The organism is Agrobacterium deltaense RV3, assembly GCF_900013505.1.
GTDB classification, from domain to species: domain Bacteria; phylum Pseudomonadota; class Alphaproteobacteria; order Rhizobiales; family Rhizobiaceae; genus Agrobacterium; species Agrobacterium leguminum.
The window spans coordinates 1,133,542-1,149,750 of sequence record NZ_LT009745.1 but is presented as its reverse complement, the minus strand read 5'-3'; the positions used below and the strand labels follow the sequence as shown (position 1 = coordinate 1,149,750).

The 16,209-nt window shown below is 59.1% G+C and carries 15 protein-coding genes; 7 read left to right on the top strand and 8 right to left on the bottom strand.

Going from position 1 to position 16,209, the window contains the following annotated elements; all coding sequences use genetic code 11:
- The first annotated feature begins 11 nt into the window (after positions 1-11).
- Positions 12-1,433: a 3-mercaptopyruvate sulfurtransferase gene (sseA, locus tag AGR7B_RS05845; protein WP_080856233.1), complete on the top strand. Its 1,422-nt coding sequence runs from the start codon at positions 12-14 to the stop codon at positions 1,431-1,433.
- Positions 1,434-1,546: 113 nt separating this feature from the next.
- Here sseA and AGR7B_RS05840 read toward each other — a convergent pair whose 3' ends face one another.
- Entirely contained in the window at positions 1,547-2,191 is a 645-nt protein-coding gene (locus AGR7B_RS05840) for a dihydrofolate reductase family protein (protein ID WP_080856232.1), read from the bottom strand.
- 54 nt (positions 2,192-2,245) lie between these two features.
- Positions 2,246-3,133 (bottom strand): DUF4344 domain-containing metallopeptidase, encoded by an 888-nt coding sequence (locus AGR7B_RS05835; RefSeq protein WP_121490405.1) that lies wholly within the window; start codon positions 3,131-3,133, stop codon positions 2,246-2,248.
- Positions 3,134-3,297: 164 nt separating this feature from the next.
- Here AGR7B_RS05835 and AGR7B_RS05830 point away from each other — a divergent pair, with 164 nt between their 5' ends.
- The 3 genes from AGR7B_RS05830 (at position 3,298) to AGR7B_RS05820 (ending at position 6,394) form a co-directional block, all read left to right on the top strand.
- Positions 3,298-3,765, top strand: coding sequence for a DUF1203 domain-containing protein (locus AGR7B_RS05830; protein WP_080856231.1), 468 nt, complete (start codon positions 3,298-3,300; stop codon positions 3,763-3,765).
- A gap of 97 nt (positions 3,766-3,862) precedes the next feature.
- On the top strand, positions 3,863-4,198 hold the full coding sequence (locus tag AGR7B_RS05825; protein ID WP_003502271.1) for a PilZ domain-containing protein: 336 nt from the start codon (positions 3,863-3,865) through the stop codon (positions 4,196-4,198).
- Positions 4,199-4,405: 207 nt separating this feature from the next.
- Positions 4,406-6,394, top strand: coding sequence for a bifunctional 2',3'-cyclic-nucleotide 2'-phosphodiesterase/3'-nucleotidase (locus tag AGR7B_RS05820; RefSeq protein WP_065654023.1), 1,989 nt, complete (start codon positions 4,406-4,408; stop codon positions 6,392-6,394).
- 155 nt (positions 6,395-6,549) lie between these two features.
- Here AGR7B_RS05820 and AGR7B_RS05815 read toward each other — a convergent pair whose 3' ends face one another.
- Both AGR7B_RS05815 and AGR7B_RS05810 read right to left on the bottom strand, forming a co-directional pair.
- A complete protein-coding gene (locus tag AGR7B_RS05815; RefSeq protein WP_080856230.1) occupies positions 6,550-7,110 on the bottom strand; it encodes a DUF2087 domain-containing protein in 561 nt (186 codons plus the stop codon).
- 271 nt (positions 7,111-7,381) lie between these two features.
- On the bottom strand, positions 7,382-8,350 hold the full coding sequence (locus AGR7B_RS05810) for a LysR family transcriptional regulator (RefSeq protein ID WP_080856229.1): 969 nt from the start codon (positions 8,348-8,350) through the stop codon (positions 7,382-7,384).
- A gap of 149 nt (positions 8,351-8,499) precedes the next feature.
- Between AGR7B_RS05810 and AGR7B_RS05805 the strand changes: the two genes are divergently transcribed.
- Positions 8,500-9,117, top strand: a complete 618-nt coding sequence (locus AGR7B_RS05805) for an FMN-dependent NADH-azoreductase (RefSeq protein WP_080856228.1) — start codon at positions 8,500-8,502, stop codon at positions 9,115-9,117.
- Positions 9,118-9,160: 43 nt separating this feature from the next.
- On the opposite strand, the gene AGR7B_RS05800 is transcribed toward AGR7B_RS05805, so the two are convergent.
- From AGR7B_RS05800 to ilvA, 3 genes are all read right to left on the bottom strand, one after another.
- Positions 9,161-10,426 carry a GGDEF domain-containing protein gene (locus AGR7B_RS05800; RefSeq protein WP_065654026.1) on the bottom strand — a complete coding sequence of 422 codons (1,266 nt, stop codon included), beginning with the start codon at positions 10,424-10,426 and terminating at the stop codon, positions 9,161-9,163.
- Between the two features lie 117 nt (positions 10,427-10,543).
- The gene (locus tag AGR7B_RS05795; protein ID WP_065654027.1) at positions 10,544-10,855 is read right to left on the bottom strand and encodes an HlyU family transcriptional regulator; all 312 of its coding nucleotides are present in this window, start codon (positions 10,853-10,855) and stop codon (positions 10,544-10,546) included.
- Between the two features lie 70 nt (positions 10,856-10,925).
- The gene (gene ilvA / locus AGR7B_RS05790) at positions 10,926-12,200 is read right to left on the bottom strand and encodes a threonine ammonia-lyase (protein ID WP_065654028.1); all 1,275 of its coding nucleotides are present in this window, start codon (positions 12,198-12,200) and stop codon (positions 10,926-10,928) included.
- 80 nt (positions 12,201-12,280) lie between these two features.
- Between ilvA and AGR7B_RS05785 the strand changes: the two genes are divergently transcribed.
- A complete protein-coding gene (locus tag AGR7B_RS05785) occupies positions 12,281-13,738 on the top strand; it encodes a TrkH family potassium uptake protein (RefSeq protein ID WP_162934063.1) in 1,458 nt (485 codons plus the stop codon).
- A gap of 106 nt (positions 13,739-13,844) precedes the next feature.
- Positions 13,845-14,099, top strand: coding sequence for a heavy-metal-associated domain-containing protein (locus AGR7B_RS05780; protein ID WP_003521591.1), 255 nt, complete (start codon positions 13,845-13,847; stop codon positions 14,097-14,099).
- Positions 14,100-14,492: 393 nt separating this feature from the next.
- Here AGR7B_RS05780 and AGR7B_RS05770 read toward each other — a convergent pair whose 3' ends face one another.
- Positions 14,493-15,986, bottom strand: a complete 1,494-nt coding sequence (locus tag AGR7B_RS05770) for an ABC transporter substrate-binding protein (RefSeq protein ID WP_080856226.1) — start codon at positions 15,984-15,986, stop codon at positions 14,493-14,495.
- Positions 15,987-16,209: the final 223 nt, after the last annotated feature.

The window sequence follows — 16,209 nt, the reverse complement described above, 5'->3', positions numbered from 1 at the left end:
GGAGAAACATCGTGAGCACGGATAAGAGCCGTTTCGTCGTTTCGGCGGACTGGGTGGAAAAGCAGCTCGGCACGGCCGGGTTTCGTGTCGTTGATGCCTCCTGGTATCTGCCGGCGCACAAGCGCAACGGTGCGGAAGAATATGCGGCGGGTCACCTGCCAGGTGCGGTATTCTTCGATCAGGACAAGATCGCCGATCATACCACCGGCCTGCCCCATTCCCTGCCCTCGCCGGAATTCTTCGCGGAACAGGCCGGTGCGCTTGGCCTCAGCGACACCGATACGATCGTGGTCTATGACGGCCCCGGCTTCTTTTCCGCGCCGCGCGTGTGGTGGATGCTGCGGGTGATGGGCGTGCGCAAGGCCTATGTGCTGGATGGCGGCCTCGATGGCTGGAAACGCGAAGGCCGGCCGCTCGAAACCGGTACGCCGGAAATCGAGCCGGCAACCTTTACGCCTGATTTCAACGAGAAGCGCGTAACCTCGCTTGACGCCATGCGCGGCATTGTCGACAGCGGCGAAAAACAGATTGCCGACGCCCGTGGCGCCGGGCGCTTTACCGGCGACGAGGCCGAGCCGCGTGCCGGCATGCGTTCCGGCCACATGCCGGGTGCGCGCAGCCTGCCTGCGACGGCCTTTTCCGAAAACGGCAATTTCAAGGACCTCACCGCCATCCGCAAGATGGTGACCGATGCCGGTATCGATCTTTCGAAGCCCGTCGTCACCAGTTGCGGCTCGGGCGTCACTGCCGCCGTCATTACGCTTGCGCTGGAATCGCTCGGTCACAAGGATAATTCGCTTTACGACGGCTCATGGTCGGAATGGGGCGGATTGCAGGATACGCCGGTGGTTACCGGTCCGGCGGATGCAATCCCCACACTGTCGCACGGACCGCTGAAGGCGCATGTGACGCAGCTGGAAATGACGGCTCCGCCGAAAGTCAGCCTGCCGATCCCCGTGAACATCCAGACCGCGCTGATGCGGGTCAACAATATTCCCCTGCATTTCTACCGCTATCTTTACTGGCGGGTGGGAAAACGCTGGCACTGGCAAAAGCGCATGCGCATGAGCGATGCGGAGCTTTCCGCCATTCTGCGCGATCCGAAAAACAGCGTTACGGTTCTTTATATGAACGGTGCGCCCGCCGGTTTCTTCGAACTGAACAAGGCGAGCGACGAGGTGACCGAGCTGTCCTATTTCGGGCTGCTCGAAGAGGCGATCGGTGCAGGCGTCGGCAAGTGGTTCCTGTTGCAGGCGCTTTACGCCGCCTGGCAGGACAATCCGCAACGGGTGACGGTGACCACCAACACGCTCGACCATCCGCGCGCGCTGCAGCTTTACCAGATGATGGGCTTTTCGCCCGTCGGCACCTATGAGGCCTGGGTGGAGCCGCTTGCCGATACCGAGCTTCTGGAGATATCGCTGCGCAACTGAGTAGCGCCCTTGAGAGCAACGCGTGCCATTCTCCGATAAGAAGTGCGTGAGGGAAATGTCAGCGCAGGAACCGCTGCGCAATGTTGGTGGAGATACCTTTAACGGCGCAGCATTTATGCCCTGTCGATAATCAGATGGGTAGCGCCCTCGCCCGCCACGGTCCCGGTACAGCGGTAGCCGAGCGCGGGCAGGTCCATCCCCTCGAACAAATGTTCACCCTTGCCGAGAAAAACCGGCGCCAGCGCCAGATGCAGCTCATCGATCATGCCCGCCGCCATATATTGCCGGATGGTGGAAACGCCGCCGCCGATGCGGACATCCCTTCCATTTGCCGCCTTCAGCGCCAGGTCGAGCGCCGCCTCGATACCGTCGGTCACGAAATGGAACACGGTGCCGCCCTTCATCTCGAAGGACGGGCGCGCATGGTGCGTCAGGACGAAAACGGGAACGTGATATGGCGGCTCTTCGCCCCACCAGCCCTTCCAGTTTTCATCCGGCCATGCGCCGCGCACCGGCCCGAACATGTTGCGCCCTAAAATCCATGCGCCGATATTTTCAAAGCTCTTTTCGGAAAAATCCTCGTCCGTTCCGGTCGAGCCGCCGTCCTTGCCGAACATGCGATGAAAGGTGCGGGTCTTGAAGGCCCATTTGTGCAGCTCTTCGCCGTTCACACCCAGCGGGTTCTGCAGGCTCTGGTCTGGGCCCGCGCCGTATCCGTCAAGCGAGATGGCGAAATTGCGAACGACAACCTTCGGCACGGCACTCTCCTCCCATATCGGGAAGCCCGATTGCCAGCGTTCGGCAATCCGGCCTCAGATTTCCCGTTCCAGATTAGCGGCGGCGGTCGGGATTTGCCCGCCGGCAGCGCCCTTGTCTTCCGTGACGGTGTTTAACAGGTGATCGGCAATCAGTTCCGCCTGGAACTTGCCGAGTTCATAGCAATAGGTGATCTCGCGCTTTTCCGCCGACCAGTAGACGTCGGGACGACCGCAGGACTTGGCCGTCAGTTTGACGTCCCCCTTCAAGCCATAGCCGCTAAAACTGCGGCTGATGAGATCGAGAACCTTCGATTCCTTGATCATGATGGCGTAGGGCTCAAGCTCCGGGTCGCGCGGCGGCACGTAGCTGACGGAAAATCTGGAAGGCGTCTGACTGCGGTGGGGGCTCAGAAAATTCTCCCAGGCCGAAGCAACGCCCGGATAGGCGGCGGCGCATTTGTCGAATTCGGCATTGTTGAGCCCCATCATGGCGGCCAGATCGCCATAACCGTCCTTGTCACGGCCGACCATCAGGCAGGCCATGTTGCGATCTCGGCTCCTGTCGGGCACCAGCGCGGAGAAGACCGGGGCTTCATGCTCAGGCAAGGTCTCCGCCTCACGCGCCAGATACCAGCTGTCCGTGGCATTGACGAGCGCGGTGTCGAGCCATTCCTCGTTGGCCTGGAGGATGAGCGTGCCAGCCAGTTGATCGGCCGGCGCCTGCACACTTGCCGTGTCCGCCGTTCCGAAATCCGAGATCAGCATGCGCGCACCCTCGTGATAAAGCGAGAAGATCGCATTGCCGATAACGAAATTGACCGCCTGCTGAAGCTGTTCGTCGGACAGGCCATCGAGTCCGGAAGCGACCTGCGCCTCGGCCTCAAACGGAGCCGTCAACGAAACGAAAGCCAGCGGAACGGCGGCCAGAAAACGACGGAACATAAAATCAGACCTTCCGGGAACGAGGAGCGTCACTGATTCCCGAAGCTAACGAGTCACGCAATGGGCTGGTTGCATCGCCTGTCAAGAATCGGGTGGATAGTGATCCGTTTCGGGACCATAGCTGCAAAGAAGCAACGCCGAACCCAACCCAGGAGGTCTCCGTCATGACCGATCTCGTTTTCACTGCAATGCCGGCTAAGGAAGCCGAAGCCTACCGGGCGGGAGCCGCCGACGCCTATGGCAATCCGCCGGAGAGAGCCGTTTCTCCCGGCGGCATGCCCTGCCGCCACTGCCTTTCCCAGATCGGGGAAGGCGAAGAGATGTTGATCCTCGCCTATCGGCCCTTTCCCTCGCTGCAGCCCTATGCGGAAACGGGCCCGGTGTTTCTGCATGCCGACGCCTGTGAGCGCTACCCGCAGACGCAGGCCATTCCGCCGATGCTGGACAGTCCGGATTATATCGTGCGCGGTTATGGAGCCGATGACCGCATCGTCTACGGCACCGGCGCGGTGACGGCGACAGACGAGATCGTTTCGCGCGCGCGGCACCTTCTGGAGCGCGCGGATGTCGCTTATGTACATGTGCGCTCAGCCCGCAATAATTGCTATCAGTGCCGTATCGACACAGCATAATCGGCAATTACATGCAATTTTAAGAGAAGAACTAAACGGCTCTCAAGTTTTTCGCGCCATGATGCAGGTATCGGAAACAATTGATTTGAGCAGCAAAATGACAAACAACCTTAATATGGCGACCCGGACCGCGCCCCGCAGCAAGACCAGGATTTTTGCGACCGTGCATTATTTCAGCCAGTCGACCAGAGGGCGTGTGGTCGATCTTTCCGCCACCGGAATGGCGCTCGAGCTGGATGGACCTTTCGCCGCCGCCAAGGGCAGCCGGGTCAAGGTGCAGAGTGAGGATCTCGGCTTCATCGAGGGCGTCGTGCAATGGCAGCACATGAACCGCCTCGGCCTGCAGCTCAAGCTTTCCACCAACACGCTGGCGCAGCTTTCCTCCTATTTCCGCTTCTTCCACGAAGAAGTGAAACCGACGCTGGCCCGCTGATCTAAAGCGCAGCAATGCAAAGAACGTAGGATGCGCATTCTCCGGTGCGGCGACACCTGCGCCGCACGCCCGTGATAAAAAATTTATCAAACGGTTGAAAACCGGTCCATCTGTCACGGGCCTGTCATTTTGGTGATGGACTCCTCTGCGATTGCTTCTACCCTGTCATTTTTCAAGACAGAGCAAGCTTCATCCGAAGGAGTTCCCATGTCGTCGCTTCTCGCTCTCCATCCCATTACCCGGCGTTCGCTTCTGGGCGGCATCGCAGCCTCCTCGGCGCTGGTGATGCTGCACCCTTTTGCTGCGCGTGCGGCGGCCAACCAGGCGCATCTGCGCATCATGGAAACGACCGATATCCATGTTCACGTCTTTCCTTATGATTATTACGCCGACAAGCCGAACGACACGATGGGACTGGCGCGCACGGCCTCGATCATAGACACCATCCGCGCCGAAGCCGGAAACTCGATGCTGGTGGACAATGGCGATTTCCTGCAGGGCAACCCGCTCGGCGACTATATCGCCTATGAGCGCGGCATGAAGGCCGGCGACAAGCACCCCGTGATCAACGCCATGAACGTGCTGGGTTACGATTGCGGCACGCTCGGCAACCACGAATTCAATTACGGTCTCGACTATATGTCGAACACGCTGGCGGGTGCGGGTTTCCCTTACGTCTGCGCCAACCTCACCAAGGGCCAGCTTGCTTCCGATCCGAAGAACGACGAGCTGTTTTTCAAGCCCTATGTCATTCTGGAAAAGCAGATCCGCGACGGCGGCGGCGTGACAAGCCCGGTCAAGGTCGGCATCATCGGCTTCGTGCCGCCGCAGATCATGATGTGGGATTCCAAGAACCTCGAGGGCAAGGCGCAGACGCGCGATATCGTCGAGGCGGCGAAAGCCTGGGTTCCGGTCATGAAGGAGGAAGGTGCGGATATCGTCATCGCCCTTTCCCATTCCGGTATCGACGGCAAGGGCCAGACCGAGCGCATGGAAAACGCCTCGCTTTATCTGGCGGGTGTCGAAGGCATCGACGCGATCTTCACCGGCCACCAGCATCTCGTCTTCCCCGGTCCGAAGACCTGGGACGGTATCGAGGGTGCGGATGCCGTCAAGGGCACGCTCATGGGCAAGCCGGCGGTAATGGCCGGCTTCTGGGGCTCGCATATGGGCCTCATCGACCTGCTGCTCGAAAAGGACGGCAAGAGCTGGAAGATCGTCGACTTCACCTCCGAAGCCCGGCCGATCTACCACCGCGACGAAAACCGCAAGGTCGTCGCCGATTTCACGGACAAGGCGGAAGTCCTCGCCGCCGCCAAGGCCGATCACGAAGCGGCTCTTGCCTATGTGCGCCGTCCCGTCGGCAAGACCTCCGCGCCGCTCTATTCCTATTTCGCACTGGTGGCCGACGATCCTTCCGTGCAGATCGTCTCCAACGCCCAGACCTGGTACATCAAGGACATGCTGAAGGAAGGGCAATATAAGGATCTGCCCGTGCTTTCGGCGGCAGCCCCCTTCAAGTCCGGCGGTCGCGGCGGTGCGGATTATTATACCGATGTCCCCGCCGGTGACATCGCCATCAAGAACGTCGCCGATCTTTACCTCTACCCCAACACGGTGCAGGCGGTGCTGATCAACGGCGCGCAGGTGAAGAACTGGCTGGAAATGTCGGCCGGCATGTTCAATACGGTCGAGGCCGGGGCAAAGGACGCGCCGCTGCTGAATGCGGATTTCCCGTCCTATAATTTCGATGTCATCGACGGCGTCACCTATCAGATCGACATTTCCAAACCGGCGAAATTCGACAAGGACGGCAAGGCGGTCAACCCGGACAGCAACCGCATCGTCAACCTGCAATTTGAAGGCAAGCCGATCGATCCCGAGCAGAAATTCGTGGTGGCGACGAATAATTACCGGGCCAGCGGCGGCGGTAAATTCCCCGATATCGCCGGCGACAAGGTGATCTTCGTGGCCCCCGATACCAACCGCGACGTAATCGTGCGCTATATCATCGATCAGGGCACCATCAACCCGTCTGCGGATGCAAACTGGTCCTTCGCGCCGGTGGCCGATACCACAGCGATCTTTGAGACCGGCCCCAGGGGCCGCCACTACGCGGCCGATATCAAGGGCGCAAAGATCGAGGATGCCGGGGACGGCGCGGAAGGTTTCGCGAAGTTCCGTCTGGTTCTTTGAGGGCTGCGGCCTTTCGGCTGTTGGCGGCAGGGGGAAGCTCTGCCGTCATCCTTGGGCTTGTCCCAAGGATCTAACCACGTCGAATTAAATCAATCCGTAGCAGATCCTCGGGACAAGCCCGAGGATAACGCCGAGTTTGATCGAAACTATCGGCACTACCGAGGGCTATCCCCCCAATCGCGCCCACCGAGCGCTCGCAGCAGAAGCGGCAGTTCCGATGGCGGTTTCTGCTCGATGCGCCGATAATCGCTGCCATCGCGGTTGCGGCGGATGAGCCTCAGGCCGACCATGTCGCGCCTCAGCATCGCCGCATCCCCTAACAGGTGCAGGCTATCCAGAAAAATACTGAATTCGCGCTCGGAAAAGCTCCGCCAGGCAGGAATTTTCGCCCATAGGTACCAGAGGCACAGTTCCTGCTGCGAGCGGCGGGCCGGCCATTGCATCAGCCGGCCGGCAGCGTCGAAGACACGAACGGTCTTCAGCACCCTGCCCTCATTAGCCGCCGGCAGCATATCTGGCCGGGATGGTCCGCTGTCATCGGATGGCTCGCGCGAGGCTCGCAAGTGCTGGAAATTTCGAAACCCGGCAGCCCGGCTCAGAAGATTGAGCATCTCCACATGGCTTGGCTTTCGGTCCAGCCTGCCGATCTGTTCGCGGACGGATTTGGCGAAAGTCGAGAGGTCGGCGATATCAATGGAAAGGATCGAACGTGGCATGACTTACCCTCAAGTGCCATTCCGAAAAGGTGTCGCTGATCGCCGGCTTCCGACATGGCACGGGATAAGTGCTGTCAAACTTTAAAAACGCAGGTTTAGCTTCCCTTGCGGGACGGCGATGCCTCGGTGAACTGCTGACCGTGGTTTAGGTATAGGCAGGCGACCCGCCCACGTCAATTGGCCTTGCTGGCATAGCGCCGAGGTTGCCGCGCGTTCCTTCTACCCGCCGGGAAAATGTGGCCCCGCTCGGTCCAGATATAATTAGACAATGTCACTCAGCGGCGACAGCAATCGGCTTGTGTTTGTTAGCCTCAATCATCCCGTTGAAATCCTTATGGTTCGGGCATGCGGAGAGGCGTTCCTGAAATGCTTCGGCAAGCCACTGGCCTGCGGGCCCAGCCGGTGAATCCACCCTTCGCAGTGAAAAGAGCGGATACTCGCCCTGCTCATAGGCCTCCAGCTCGAGCGCCTTCAGGCTGCCATTGGTCAAATCATTGCGCACGATCGACGCGGGCAGACCACCCCAGCCGAGGCCGCCCTTGATGAGCTGGTATTTAGTGGCGATGTCGCTGACCCGCCATGTCTTGTAAGAAAGCACATTGAAATCGCGGCCCTTGGTCAGGCCGGATGCATCGGTGACGACGAGCTGAACCTCCTCGCGTACATCGGCAAGGCCCAGCGGCCGTTCGATCTGCGCCAGCGGGTGATCCGACGCGACGACCGGCAACATGAAGGAATGGCCGACCTTTTCGACGACGAGTTCATCGTCCTGACGCAGCATCGCCCCGCCAATGCCGATACCTGCCTTGCGGGAGAGCACCATCTCCATGACCATGCCCAGCTCGCCGACATTGAGGCTGAGGGTGACGGTTGGGAATTGCTGGCGAAAATCCCGCAGCACGGCCACCATGGCCTCCGCCGGCACCATGGTGCTGATGGCGACCGAGAGTTCCGCCTCAAGCCCCTGCTTCAGCCCCTTGGCGCGGGCGCGCATCTCCTGCAGTCCGGCGACGATGCGCCTTGCATCCTCCAGCATGGCGCGGCCTTCATCCGTCAGCTTCGGCTGGCGCACGCCGCTGCGCTCGAACAGCGTCACTTCAAGCTGCGCCTCGAGATTGGCGATGGTGTAGCTGACCACCGACTGGGCGCGATTGAGCGCCCGTGACGCGGCGGAAAAACTGCCGGTCTCGGCAACCGTCAAAAACACCTGCAATTGATCGAGGGTCGGGTTCGCGTCCATGTCCCATCCATTTCATCGATAGATTGCTTCCACATTATCACAGTTTTCTTGATGGCAGTAATTTTTCATATAGAGCGCAAAGGAAGGGCATCGTGCTCTTCCGCCCTCCCGAGGCGCCCGTCAATTCATCGCATATGCAAGGAAAGACCATGTCCAACATTCTTCTCATCACCTCCAGCCCGCGTGGCGACGAATCGGTTTCCAACAAGTTTGCCGGTGAACTCGCCAGCAAGCTGAAGGCCAAGTCGGCTTCCAACACCCTTGTCCACCGCGATCTCGCTGCTGACCCGATCCCGCATCTCGACACCGTCAAGACCGCCGCCATCCGCAAGGCGCCCGACCAGCGCACCGCCGAAGAAGCGGTTGCCGCCGATTATTCCGACAAGCTGGTGACCGAGCTTCTCGCCGCCGACACCGTCGTCATCGGCACCGGCCTTATCAATTTCAACATTTATTCCGGCCTGAAGTCGTGGATCGACAATGTCGCCCGCGCCGGCCAGACCTTCAAATACACCGAAACCGGCCCGGTCGGCCTCGCCACTGGCAAGAAGGTCTACATCGTACTGGCCGCTGCCGGCGTTTACTCCGAAGGCCCGGCGGTATCGATGAACCATGCCGTTCCTTACCTGAAGACCGTTCTCGGCTTCATGGGCATGACCGATGTGGAAGTCATCTATGTCGAAGGCCTGGCATTCGGTCCGGAAGCCGTCGAAAAGGCTGTGGCTGCCGCTGAAGCCAAGGTTGCCGAGCTGGCGCAGGCCGCCTGAGGCACATCGAATGTCTGGGCGATGCCGGCCAGGGTTGCCGGTATCAGCCGACCCACATTCCGTAACGGCCGTGGACCTGGTCCCGGCCGTTATTTTTTGCCGCATAGAGCCGCGCATCGGCTTCCGATAGGAGCGCGCGGAAAAGCTGTCCATCCTCGAAAGCGGTGGCGACGCCGATACTGACGGTCAGCGGCGAACCGTCCGGCCGCTGCAGGTCCGCAAGGATCGCTGCCCGAAGATTGTTCGAAAATGCCAGCGCCGTTTCATGCGCCATTGCCGGCAGGAGGACAACGAATTCCTCACCGCCAAAGCGGTAGAGATGGCCCAGCGGCTGCACCGCGCGCTTCAGGACGGCGGCGAATTCCCGCAAGATATCATCGCCCTGCAGGTGCCCGAACGTATCGTTGACGGTCTTGAAATGATCGATATCGACAATCAGCACGCTGACAGGCCGCTTTTTCTCCAGGCACTCCACGACGACGGAGGGCGCATCGAGCTCCATGCGGGCGCGGTCCGATACGCCGGTCAGCATATCGCGCCCGGAGCGGGACAGAAGCTCCTCGTAACGTTCCCTGAAAGTGAGATCGTTGAAGACATCGGCAACGCTGCGGCGTGTCAGAAAGCGGCCCTTGGCCGATGTCAGCCAGAGATAGGTGGCAAACAGCAGCGAATAGATGCCGACCGCCGCCATCTTCGCCTTCCAGCCATCGTAAAAGACATCGAGAGGGGCGTTGAACAACAATCGCAGCGCCCCATAAAAACCCGCCTGATCGAAGCTCAGGATAACGACACCGCAGATCGCAAAGCGCAGTACGATATGGCGCTGCAAATAACGCCCCAGTTTTTCGTAAAACAGGATGATGGCGATGGCGTCGATGTAAAGCAAGCTGGTTCCCCAGACCATCAACACGCCCATGTCATCCAGAAATGCGGTGCTGACCGACTGCCCGGGAACGATCGCCACCGTCTGATGGAAACGGATGATCTGCGCCATGATGACGGTCACTATATTGCCGAGAAACAGGCCGTAGATCGGCTGTCGAACGACCGCCGCGTCCTCCCGCATATAGAGCATGAGGATCATCATCAGCTTGCCGGCAAAAAGGATCGAGGAGCCGGGCGACGCCACGCCGAAAGGCAGCTGCACGTAAAAGACGGCCGCCAGGTAGGTTTCCAGAAAATGCATGACGCCCAGCGCGGTGAGAAAAACACCGATGCCGAGAATATGCCGGTAATGAAGGAAGGCCGTCATTACCGAGAAATAGACGACGGCTTCCGTCAGAAAGAGGGCGAGATTTGCCCATTGCATCGGCGCATGCCTTACCTATACGCGCCGCGCGGCGTCAGTGGCGCGCGGCTTCACATTTTGAGGAGGATAGGCCGAAGCAAACAACGGAATCTTAATATCCGAGGCAAGAAAGCGTCATCATTTTCCTGGGAAAAGCGAAGCGCCGTTCTGGTCGATGATGAGCTTTGCCTTGCGGATCGTGAACTCAACCGCATCGTCCATGCTGGTAAAGACGTCGGCGCGCACGAATTCATGCACCAGCACTTCATCGCCGGCCTTTTTTTCGATGCGGCCCGCCAGGCGGAACTGGCCGCCTTCCTTGATCGGCGTCGCATAGATCAGATAGTCGCCATGCGCATGCGGCTCCGCCTGGGCGACCTTCTGCGGCGCGTCGGAGGACGGCTGGCCGGAGCCGAAGGCCGAGAGGATTTTGGAAAAAAACGATGCCATGGCTTTCACTCCCTCAATCTATGTCACGTTTGAAGGGCGGAGGTGATCCGCCCTTCCCTGCCTCTTCCGATCAGATGATCAAGTTCGACAGGATGTCGTTTTCGGTGATGTCCTCATAACCGAGACCGGCGGCTTCGAAGCGCTCCAGCAGGCCGGCGAAATTCTCCTTAGCGCTGGTTTCGATACCGATCAGGATCGAACCGAAATTGCGGGCCGATTTCTTCAGATATTCGAAACGGGCGATATCGTCATCCGGGCCGAGCAGGTTGAGGAAATCGCGCAGCGCGCCGGGGCGCTGCGGCAAGCGCAGAATGAAGTATTTCTTCACGCCCGTATAACGCATGGCGCGTTCCTTCACGTCCGGCAGGCGCTCGAAATCGAAATTGCCGCCGGAGACGACGGCGATGACCGTCTTGCCTTCCAGCCTCTCGCGGCCAAGCTTTTCCAGCGCGGTAATTGCCAGCGCGCCGGCCGGCTCCAGCACCACGCCTTCGAGATTCAGCATCTCGATGATCGTCACGCAGATGGCGTTTTCCGGGATGAGCATGACCTGCTCGGCCGGAAAATCCTTCAGGGCCTTGAAGTTCAGGTCGCCGATGCGGGCAACGGCTGCGCCGTCGACGAAATTATCGACCTTGTTCAGCGTCACCGGTTCGCCGCGTTCGAGGCTTTTCTTCAGGCTCGGCGCCCCTTCCGGCTCGCAGAACACGAAGTTCTCCTTGCGGACCGTGCCGGCCAGAAAGCCCGATAGACCGGCAGAAAGACCGCCGCCGCCAACGGGCATGACGACGATATCCGGCTTCGTGCCTTCCGGAAGCTGATCCATGATTTCGGCGGCGACCGTCGCCTGGCCTTCGATGATGTCCTCATGGTCGAAGGGCGGCACCATGTAGCCGTCATTGTCCTCAACATATTTGCGGGCGGCGGCATAACACTGGTCGAATATATCGCCCACCAGACGGATGCTGATGAATTCGCCGCCGAAGATGCGGGTCTTTTCGATCTTCTGCTGCGGTGTCGTCACCGGCATGAAAACAACGCCTTGAACACCGAAATGACGGCAGGCGAAAGCAAAGCCCTGCGCATGGTTGCCGGCGGAAGCGCAGACGAAAACCTTGCCTTTGCCGGCCTTGGCCACCGCCTTGCGCAGGAAGTTGAATGCGCCTCTAATCTTGTAGGAACGAACCGGGGACAGATCCTCACGCTTCAGCCAAATCGACGCGCCATATCGACGGCTGAGATGTTCATTCAACTGCAACGGCGTTTCCGGGAATATTTCCCGCACTTCTCGCCGCGCTGCTTCCACAAGCTGCTTGTCCACGATAGTCAATCCATTGAAATTCATAATGGCACCCGCTATGCCATAGGAAGACGTCCGAGACAAAGACTCATTTCAGCGCGGCAACAAACTCCGGGTTTCATTTCTTGAACAGCAACCTTCTGCGCTCGGTCATATATGTGGCGTCCATCTTCGGGCTTTACATGGCGACGGCCATGTTCCTGCCGGCGCTCACCGATCTTTATTACGGCAATGACGACTGGATGGTGTTTGCGCTGTCGGGTTTCATGTGCGGGGGCTTTGCGCTTGCCTGCGCGCTGGCGACGCGCGGCCCGATTGCGGCCTTCAACAAACGTTTCGGCTTTCTGCTCGTCAACCTGCTCTGGCTGGTGTTTTCCATTGTCGGCGCGGTTCCGCTTTACCTGTCCGAACTCAACCTGACGCTCGGCCAGGCGCTGTTCGAATCCGTTTCCGCGATTACGACGACGGGGTCTACAGCCATTGCCGGTCTCGACAACGCGCCGCAGGGCATCCTCCAGTGGCGTTCGCTGCTATGCTGGCTTGGCGGTATCGGTATCGTGGCGCTGGGCCTCTTCATCCTGCCGCTGCTGCGTGTCGGCGGCATGACCTTCTTCCGCATGGAATCCTCCGATACCGGCAACGACCGGCCTTTTGCGCGGCTCGCGAGCTTCACCCGGGCTTTTGTGGCCATTTACATCATCATGACGCTTGCCTGTACCATCGCTTACGATTTTGCTGGCATGTCGCATTTCGATGCGCTGAACCATGCTATGTCGACGGTCGCGACCGGGGGTTTTTCCACCCATGACGCGTCTTTCGCCTATTTCGACAATACGGCGCTGCTGTGGATCGCCACCATCTTTCTGATCTTCGGCAGCCTGCCCTTCTCGGTCATGATCCTGCTTGCGGTGCGCCGCCGGCTGGAGACTCTGCGCGACCCGCAGATCGCCGTTTTCCTCGGTTATCTCTGTGCAATCTCGATTGCGGTTGGCGTCTATCATCATTTCAGGAACGGTGTGCCGCTGGATGACGCGCTCAGCCATTCCTTCTTCAATATGACCTCGATCCTTTCGACCGGCGGCTTTGCCAGCGACGATTATACGCTCTGGGGGCCTTTCGTCGTCGTCGTCGCCTTTTTCGCCACCTTCATGGGTGGCTGTTCCGGCTCGACGGCGGGTGGTATCAAGGCCTATCGTTTTCTCATCATGTTCAACGTGGTGCGCGCCGGGCTGAAGAAGCTGATCTATCCGAACGCGGTCTATTCGGTGCGTTACGGCCAGCAGGTGGTCGATCCCGATACCATCCGGACAATCTTCCTGTTCGTCAGCTGCTTCATCGCGCTGTGGATCGCCGGCAGCCTTGCCATGAGCCTGATGGGTTACGATTTCCTGACCGCCACCTCGGCCGTTGCGACCTCGCTCGCCAATGTCGGACCCGGCATCGGCCCGATCATCGGCCCGGCGGGCAATTTCTCCACCATCAGCGATCCCGCGCTTTATCTCCTCTCGGTCCTGATGCTGCTCGGACGTCTGGAAATCCTGACGGTTCTGGTGCTGCTGATGCCGATCTTCTGGCGCAGCTGATGTCGTGGCACACTTGTTGAGCGCCGGCGAATAAAGCGCTTGACCTTCCCACGTTGGAATAGTCCAGGCTCCTCCTGTTAGAATTCCAAACCATGGAGAACCGCCTATGTGCACCGCTCACCAGCATCACGCCGAAACCACCACGGCACCGGTTGATGCAGACCTTTCTTTTCACGTTGAAGACATGACCTGCGGTCACTGCGCCGGAGTGATCAAGGGCGCGATCGAAAAGACCGTTCCCGGCGCTGCCGTGCATGCCGATCCGGCAAGCCGCACGGTCGTGGTTGGCGGCGTCTCCGATGCGGCACGTATTGCCGAAATCATCACCGCTGCAGGCTATACGCCGGAAGCGCGCGCCTGATCCGAAGAGATACCGGCGGCGCTTCATCCCTGCAGCCGCCGGATCGCCCCACCTGCCCCGCTTCACGCTGCATTATGTGACGGGTTTTGGACGGCATCCGTCCCTCTTTCCTCCCCGATGGCGAATGCCCTCTCCCTTTCAATCAGGGATGACGGAGGAGATTTTTCCCAGTTTAATGAAGCCAATCATCCACATGCCGTCACACCGGCCTTGAGCCGAAATCAAGCCGACGTGCGTCTGTACGGCAGGAATCCTCTTTTCAGCCCAAGGACTTGGGCTGGCTGGATTCCGGCTCAGGGCCGGAATGACGGAGGAGAGGTGCAAGGACCTTATCACAAAAAAGACCCGGCTCTTGCGAGCCGGGCCCCTCTCAATCAGCACCATCACACTAATTTATTTTGTCGCCAGATCCTTGGTCATGACAAAATAGTTCAGCGGATGCGGCTTGTAGTTTTCGAGCTTTTCCGAATAGGCATCGAACACGGTTTCGTGGATGAGGAAGACGGAGACGGCTTCGTCATAAATCTTCTTCGCCGCTTCGCCGTAAATGGCATAACGCTTGGTGGGTTCGCCCGCCGAATAGGCGGATTTGATCAGCTTGTCCGTCTCCGCATTGCAATAGTGCGAAATGTTGTAGCTGCCGCCGCAGGTATAGTCGGCATTCAGGAAACCGGCCGGTTCGGCGACATCGGTAGCGTAACCGCGAGACAGCAACGCCATGTCGAAGTTGCCGGCCAGCATGTCGGGTTCGATGGCGCTGTAATCGGCAACGCGGACATCGACCTTGATGCCGATTTCCTGCAACTGCGCCTGGATGATCGCCGCGACATCCTTCAGTTCGGTCTTTGCGGTATAGGCAAGGAGCGTCACCTTCAGGCTGCCGGGTGCAATGTCGGCCTCTTTCAGAAGGTCCTTGGCTTTTTCCACGTCATAAGCGGGTTTGGTTTCCTTTGCAGCCCATGGTTCGCCGGCCGCAAAAGGCATGGTCGCGCCCTTGACCACGCCTTCATAGATACTCTCGGCGATACCGCCTGTATCGATGGCGGCCTGGATCGCCTGGCGCACCTTGATATTGTTGAAAGGCGGCTTTGAATTGTTCAGCAGCAACTCGGTGATACGCGGCGATGGGATTGGCGCGACCTTGACGCCATCGGTGGATTCGATGGTCTTGACCGTCCATGGCGGCACGAGCCGGGAAACCTGCGCTTCCCCGGTCCGAACCTGGGTGGCGCGTGTGTCGGCATCGGGCACGAAATTGACACGGCCGCCGGAAAGTTTCGGCATGCCGCCCCAATAGTCGTGATTGGCCGTCATAACCATATGCTGGCTGGGATCGACCTCGGTGATCTTGAAAGGCCCGGTGCAGGTTCCGATCGGATCGACCTTACCGTCCTTATAGGCGGATGGAGCGAGAATGGAGGTGGCGGGGCTTGCCATCTGCGCCGGCAGCAGCACGGAGGGTTCGATCGTCGTGATCTTCACCACATCATCGCCGCCGGCTTCGACGGCGGCAATCAGCTTCGGAGAGAAGGCACGGGCGGGCACGGGTGCTTTTAGGAGATTACTGAGTGCATTGACCGCGGCCTTGGCATCGAGCGGTTCGCCGTTCTGGAACTTGACGCCCTTGCGCAGCTTGAATTCCCACACCTTGGGATCAATCTGCGTCCAGGACTCGGCGAGGCTTGGCTCCAGCTTCATGTCATAACCGACACGCACCAGGCTTTCGAAACAACCCGCACGCGAGCCGAGATAGGCATCGTCGGAAGCCATCTGCCAGCCGGTCTTCACACCGAAATTATCGTCATAGGTAATCGTGGCGGCCTCTGCCGCAGGCGCTCCAAACGAAACCACAATGGCGCATGACGCCAGAAGTACGTGCTTCATCATAGAATATTCCCCTTTTATTTTTGATGACAACGCTCACAATTCGTATATTTTCACGAAATTTCACTCAATCACTACAAATGCAATAAGAATATCCTATGGATATCTCTCGATTATCCATTCGAATATTATCTATTTTATGTTTTATACTCGGAATTTTATTCCGATATTAATCCGCAAACACACAATTCATCTGTTTTTACGGCAACAGAAAACTGTAACTGCG

Excerpts from the sequence above, each read along its gene's own strand:
- AGR7B_RS05835 (WP_121490405.1), bottom strand. The coding sequence starts at position 3,133 with ATGTTCCGTCGTTTTCTGGCCGCCGTTCCGCTGGCTTTCGTTTCGTTG.
- AGR7B_RS05830 (WP_080856231.1), top strand. The coding sequence starts at position 3,298 with ATGACCGATCTCGTTTTCACTGCAATGCCGGCTAAGGAAGCCGAAGCC.
- AGR7B_RS05825 (WP_003502271.1), top strand. The coding sequence starts at position 3,863 with ATGACAAACAACCTTAATATGGCGACCCGGACCGCGCCCCGCAGCAAG.
- AGR7B_RS05820 (WP_065654023.1), top strand. The coding sequence starts at position 4,406 with ATGTCGTCGCTTCTCGCTCTCCATCCCATTACCCGGCGTTCGCTTCTG.
- AGR7B_RS05815 (WP_080856230.1), bottom strand. The coding sequence starts at position 7,110 with ATGCCACGTTCGATCCTTTCCATTGATATCGCCGACCTCTCGACTTTC.
- AGR7B_RS05810 (WP_080856229.1), bottom strand. The coding sequence starts at position 8,350 with ATGGACGCGAACCCGACCCTCGATCAATTGCAGGTGTTTTTGACGGTT.
- AGR7B_RS05805 (WP_080856228.1), top strand. The coding sequence starts at position 8,500 with ATGTCCAACATTCTTCTCATCACCTCCAGCCCGCGTGGCGACGAATCG.
- AGR7B_RS05800 (WP_065654026.1), bottom strand. The coding sequence starts at position 10,426 with ATGCAATGGGCAAATCTCGCCCTCTTTCTGACGGAAGCCGTCGTCTAT.
- AGR7B_RS05795 (WP_065654027.1), bottom strand. The coding sequence starts at position 10,855 with ATGGCATCGTTTTTTTCCAAAATCCTCTCGGCCTTCGGCTCCGGCCAG.
- ilvA (WP_065654028.1), bottom strand. The coding sequence starts at position 12,200 with ATGAATTTCAATGGATTGACTATCGTGGACAAGCAGCTTGTGGAAGCA.
- AGR7B_RS05780 (WP_003521591.1), top strand. The coding sequence starts at position 13,845 with ATGTGCACCGCTCACCAGCATCACGCCGAAACCACCACGGCACCGGTT.
- AGR7B_RS05770 (WP_080856226.1), bottom strand. The coding sequence starts at position 15,986 with ATGATGAAGCACGTACTTCTGGCGTCATGCGCCATTGTGGTTTCGTTT.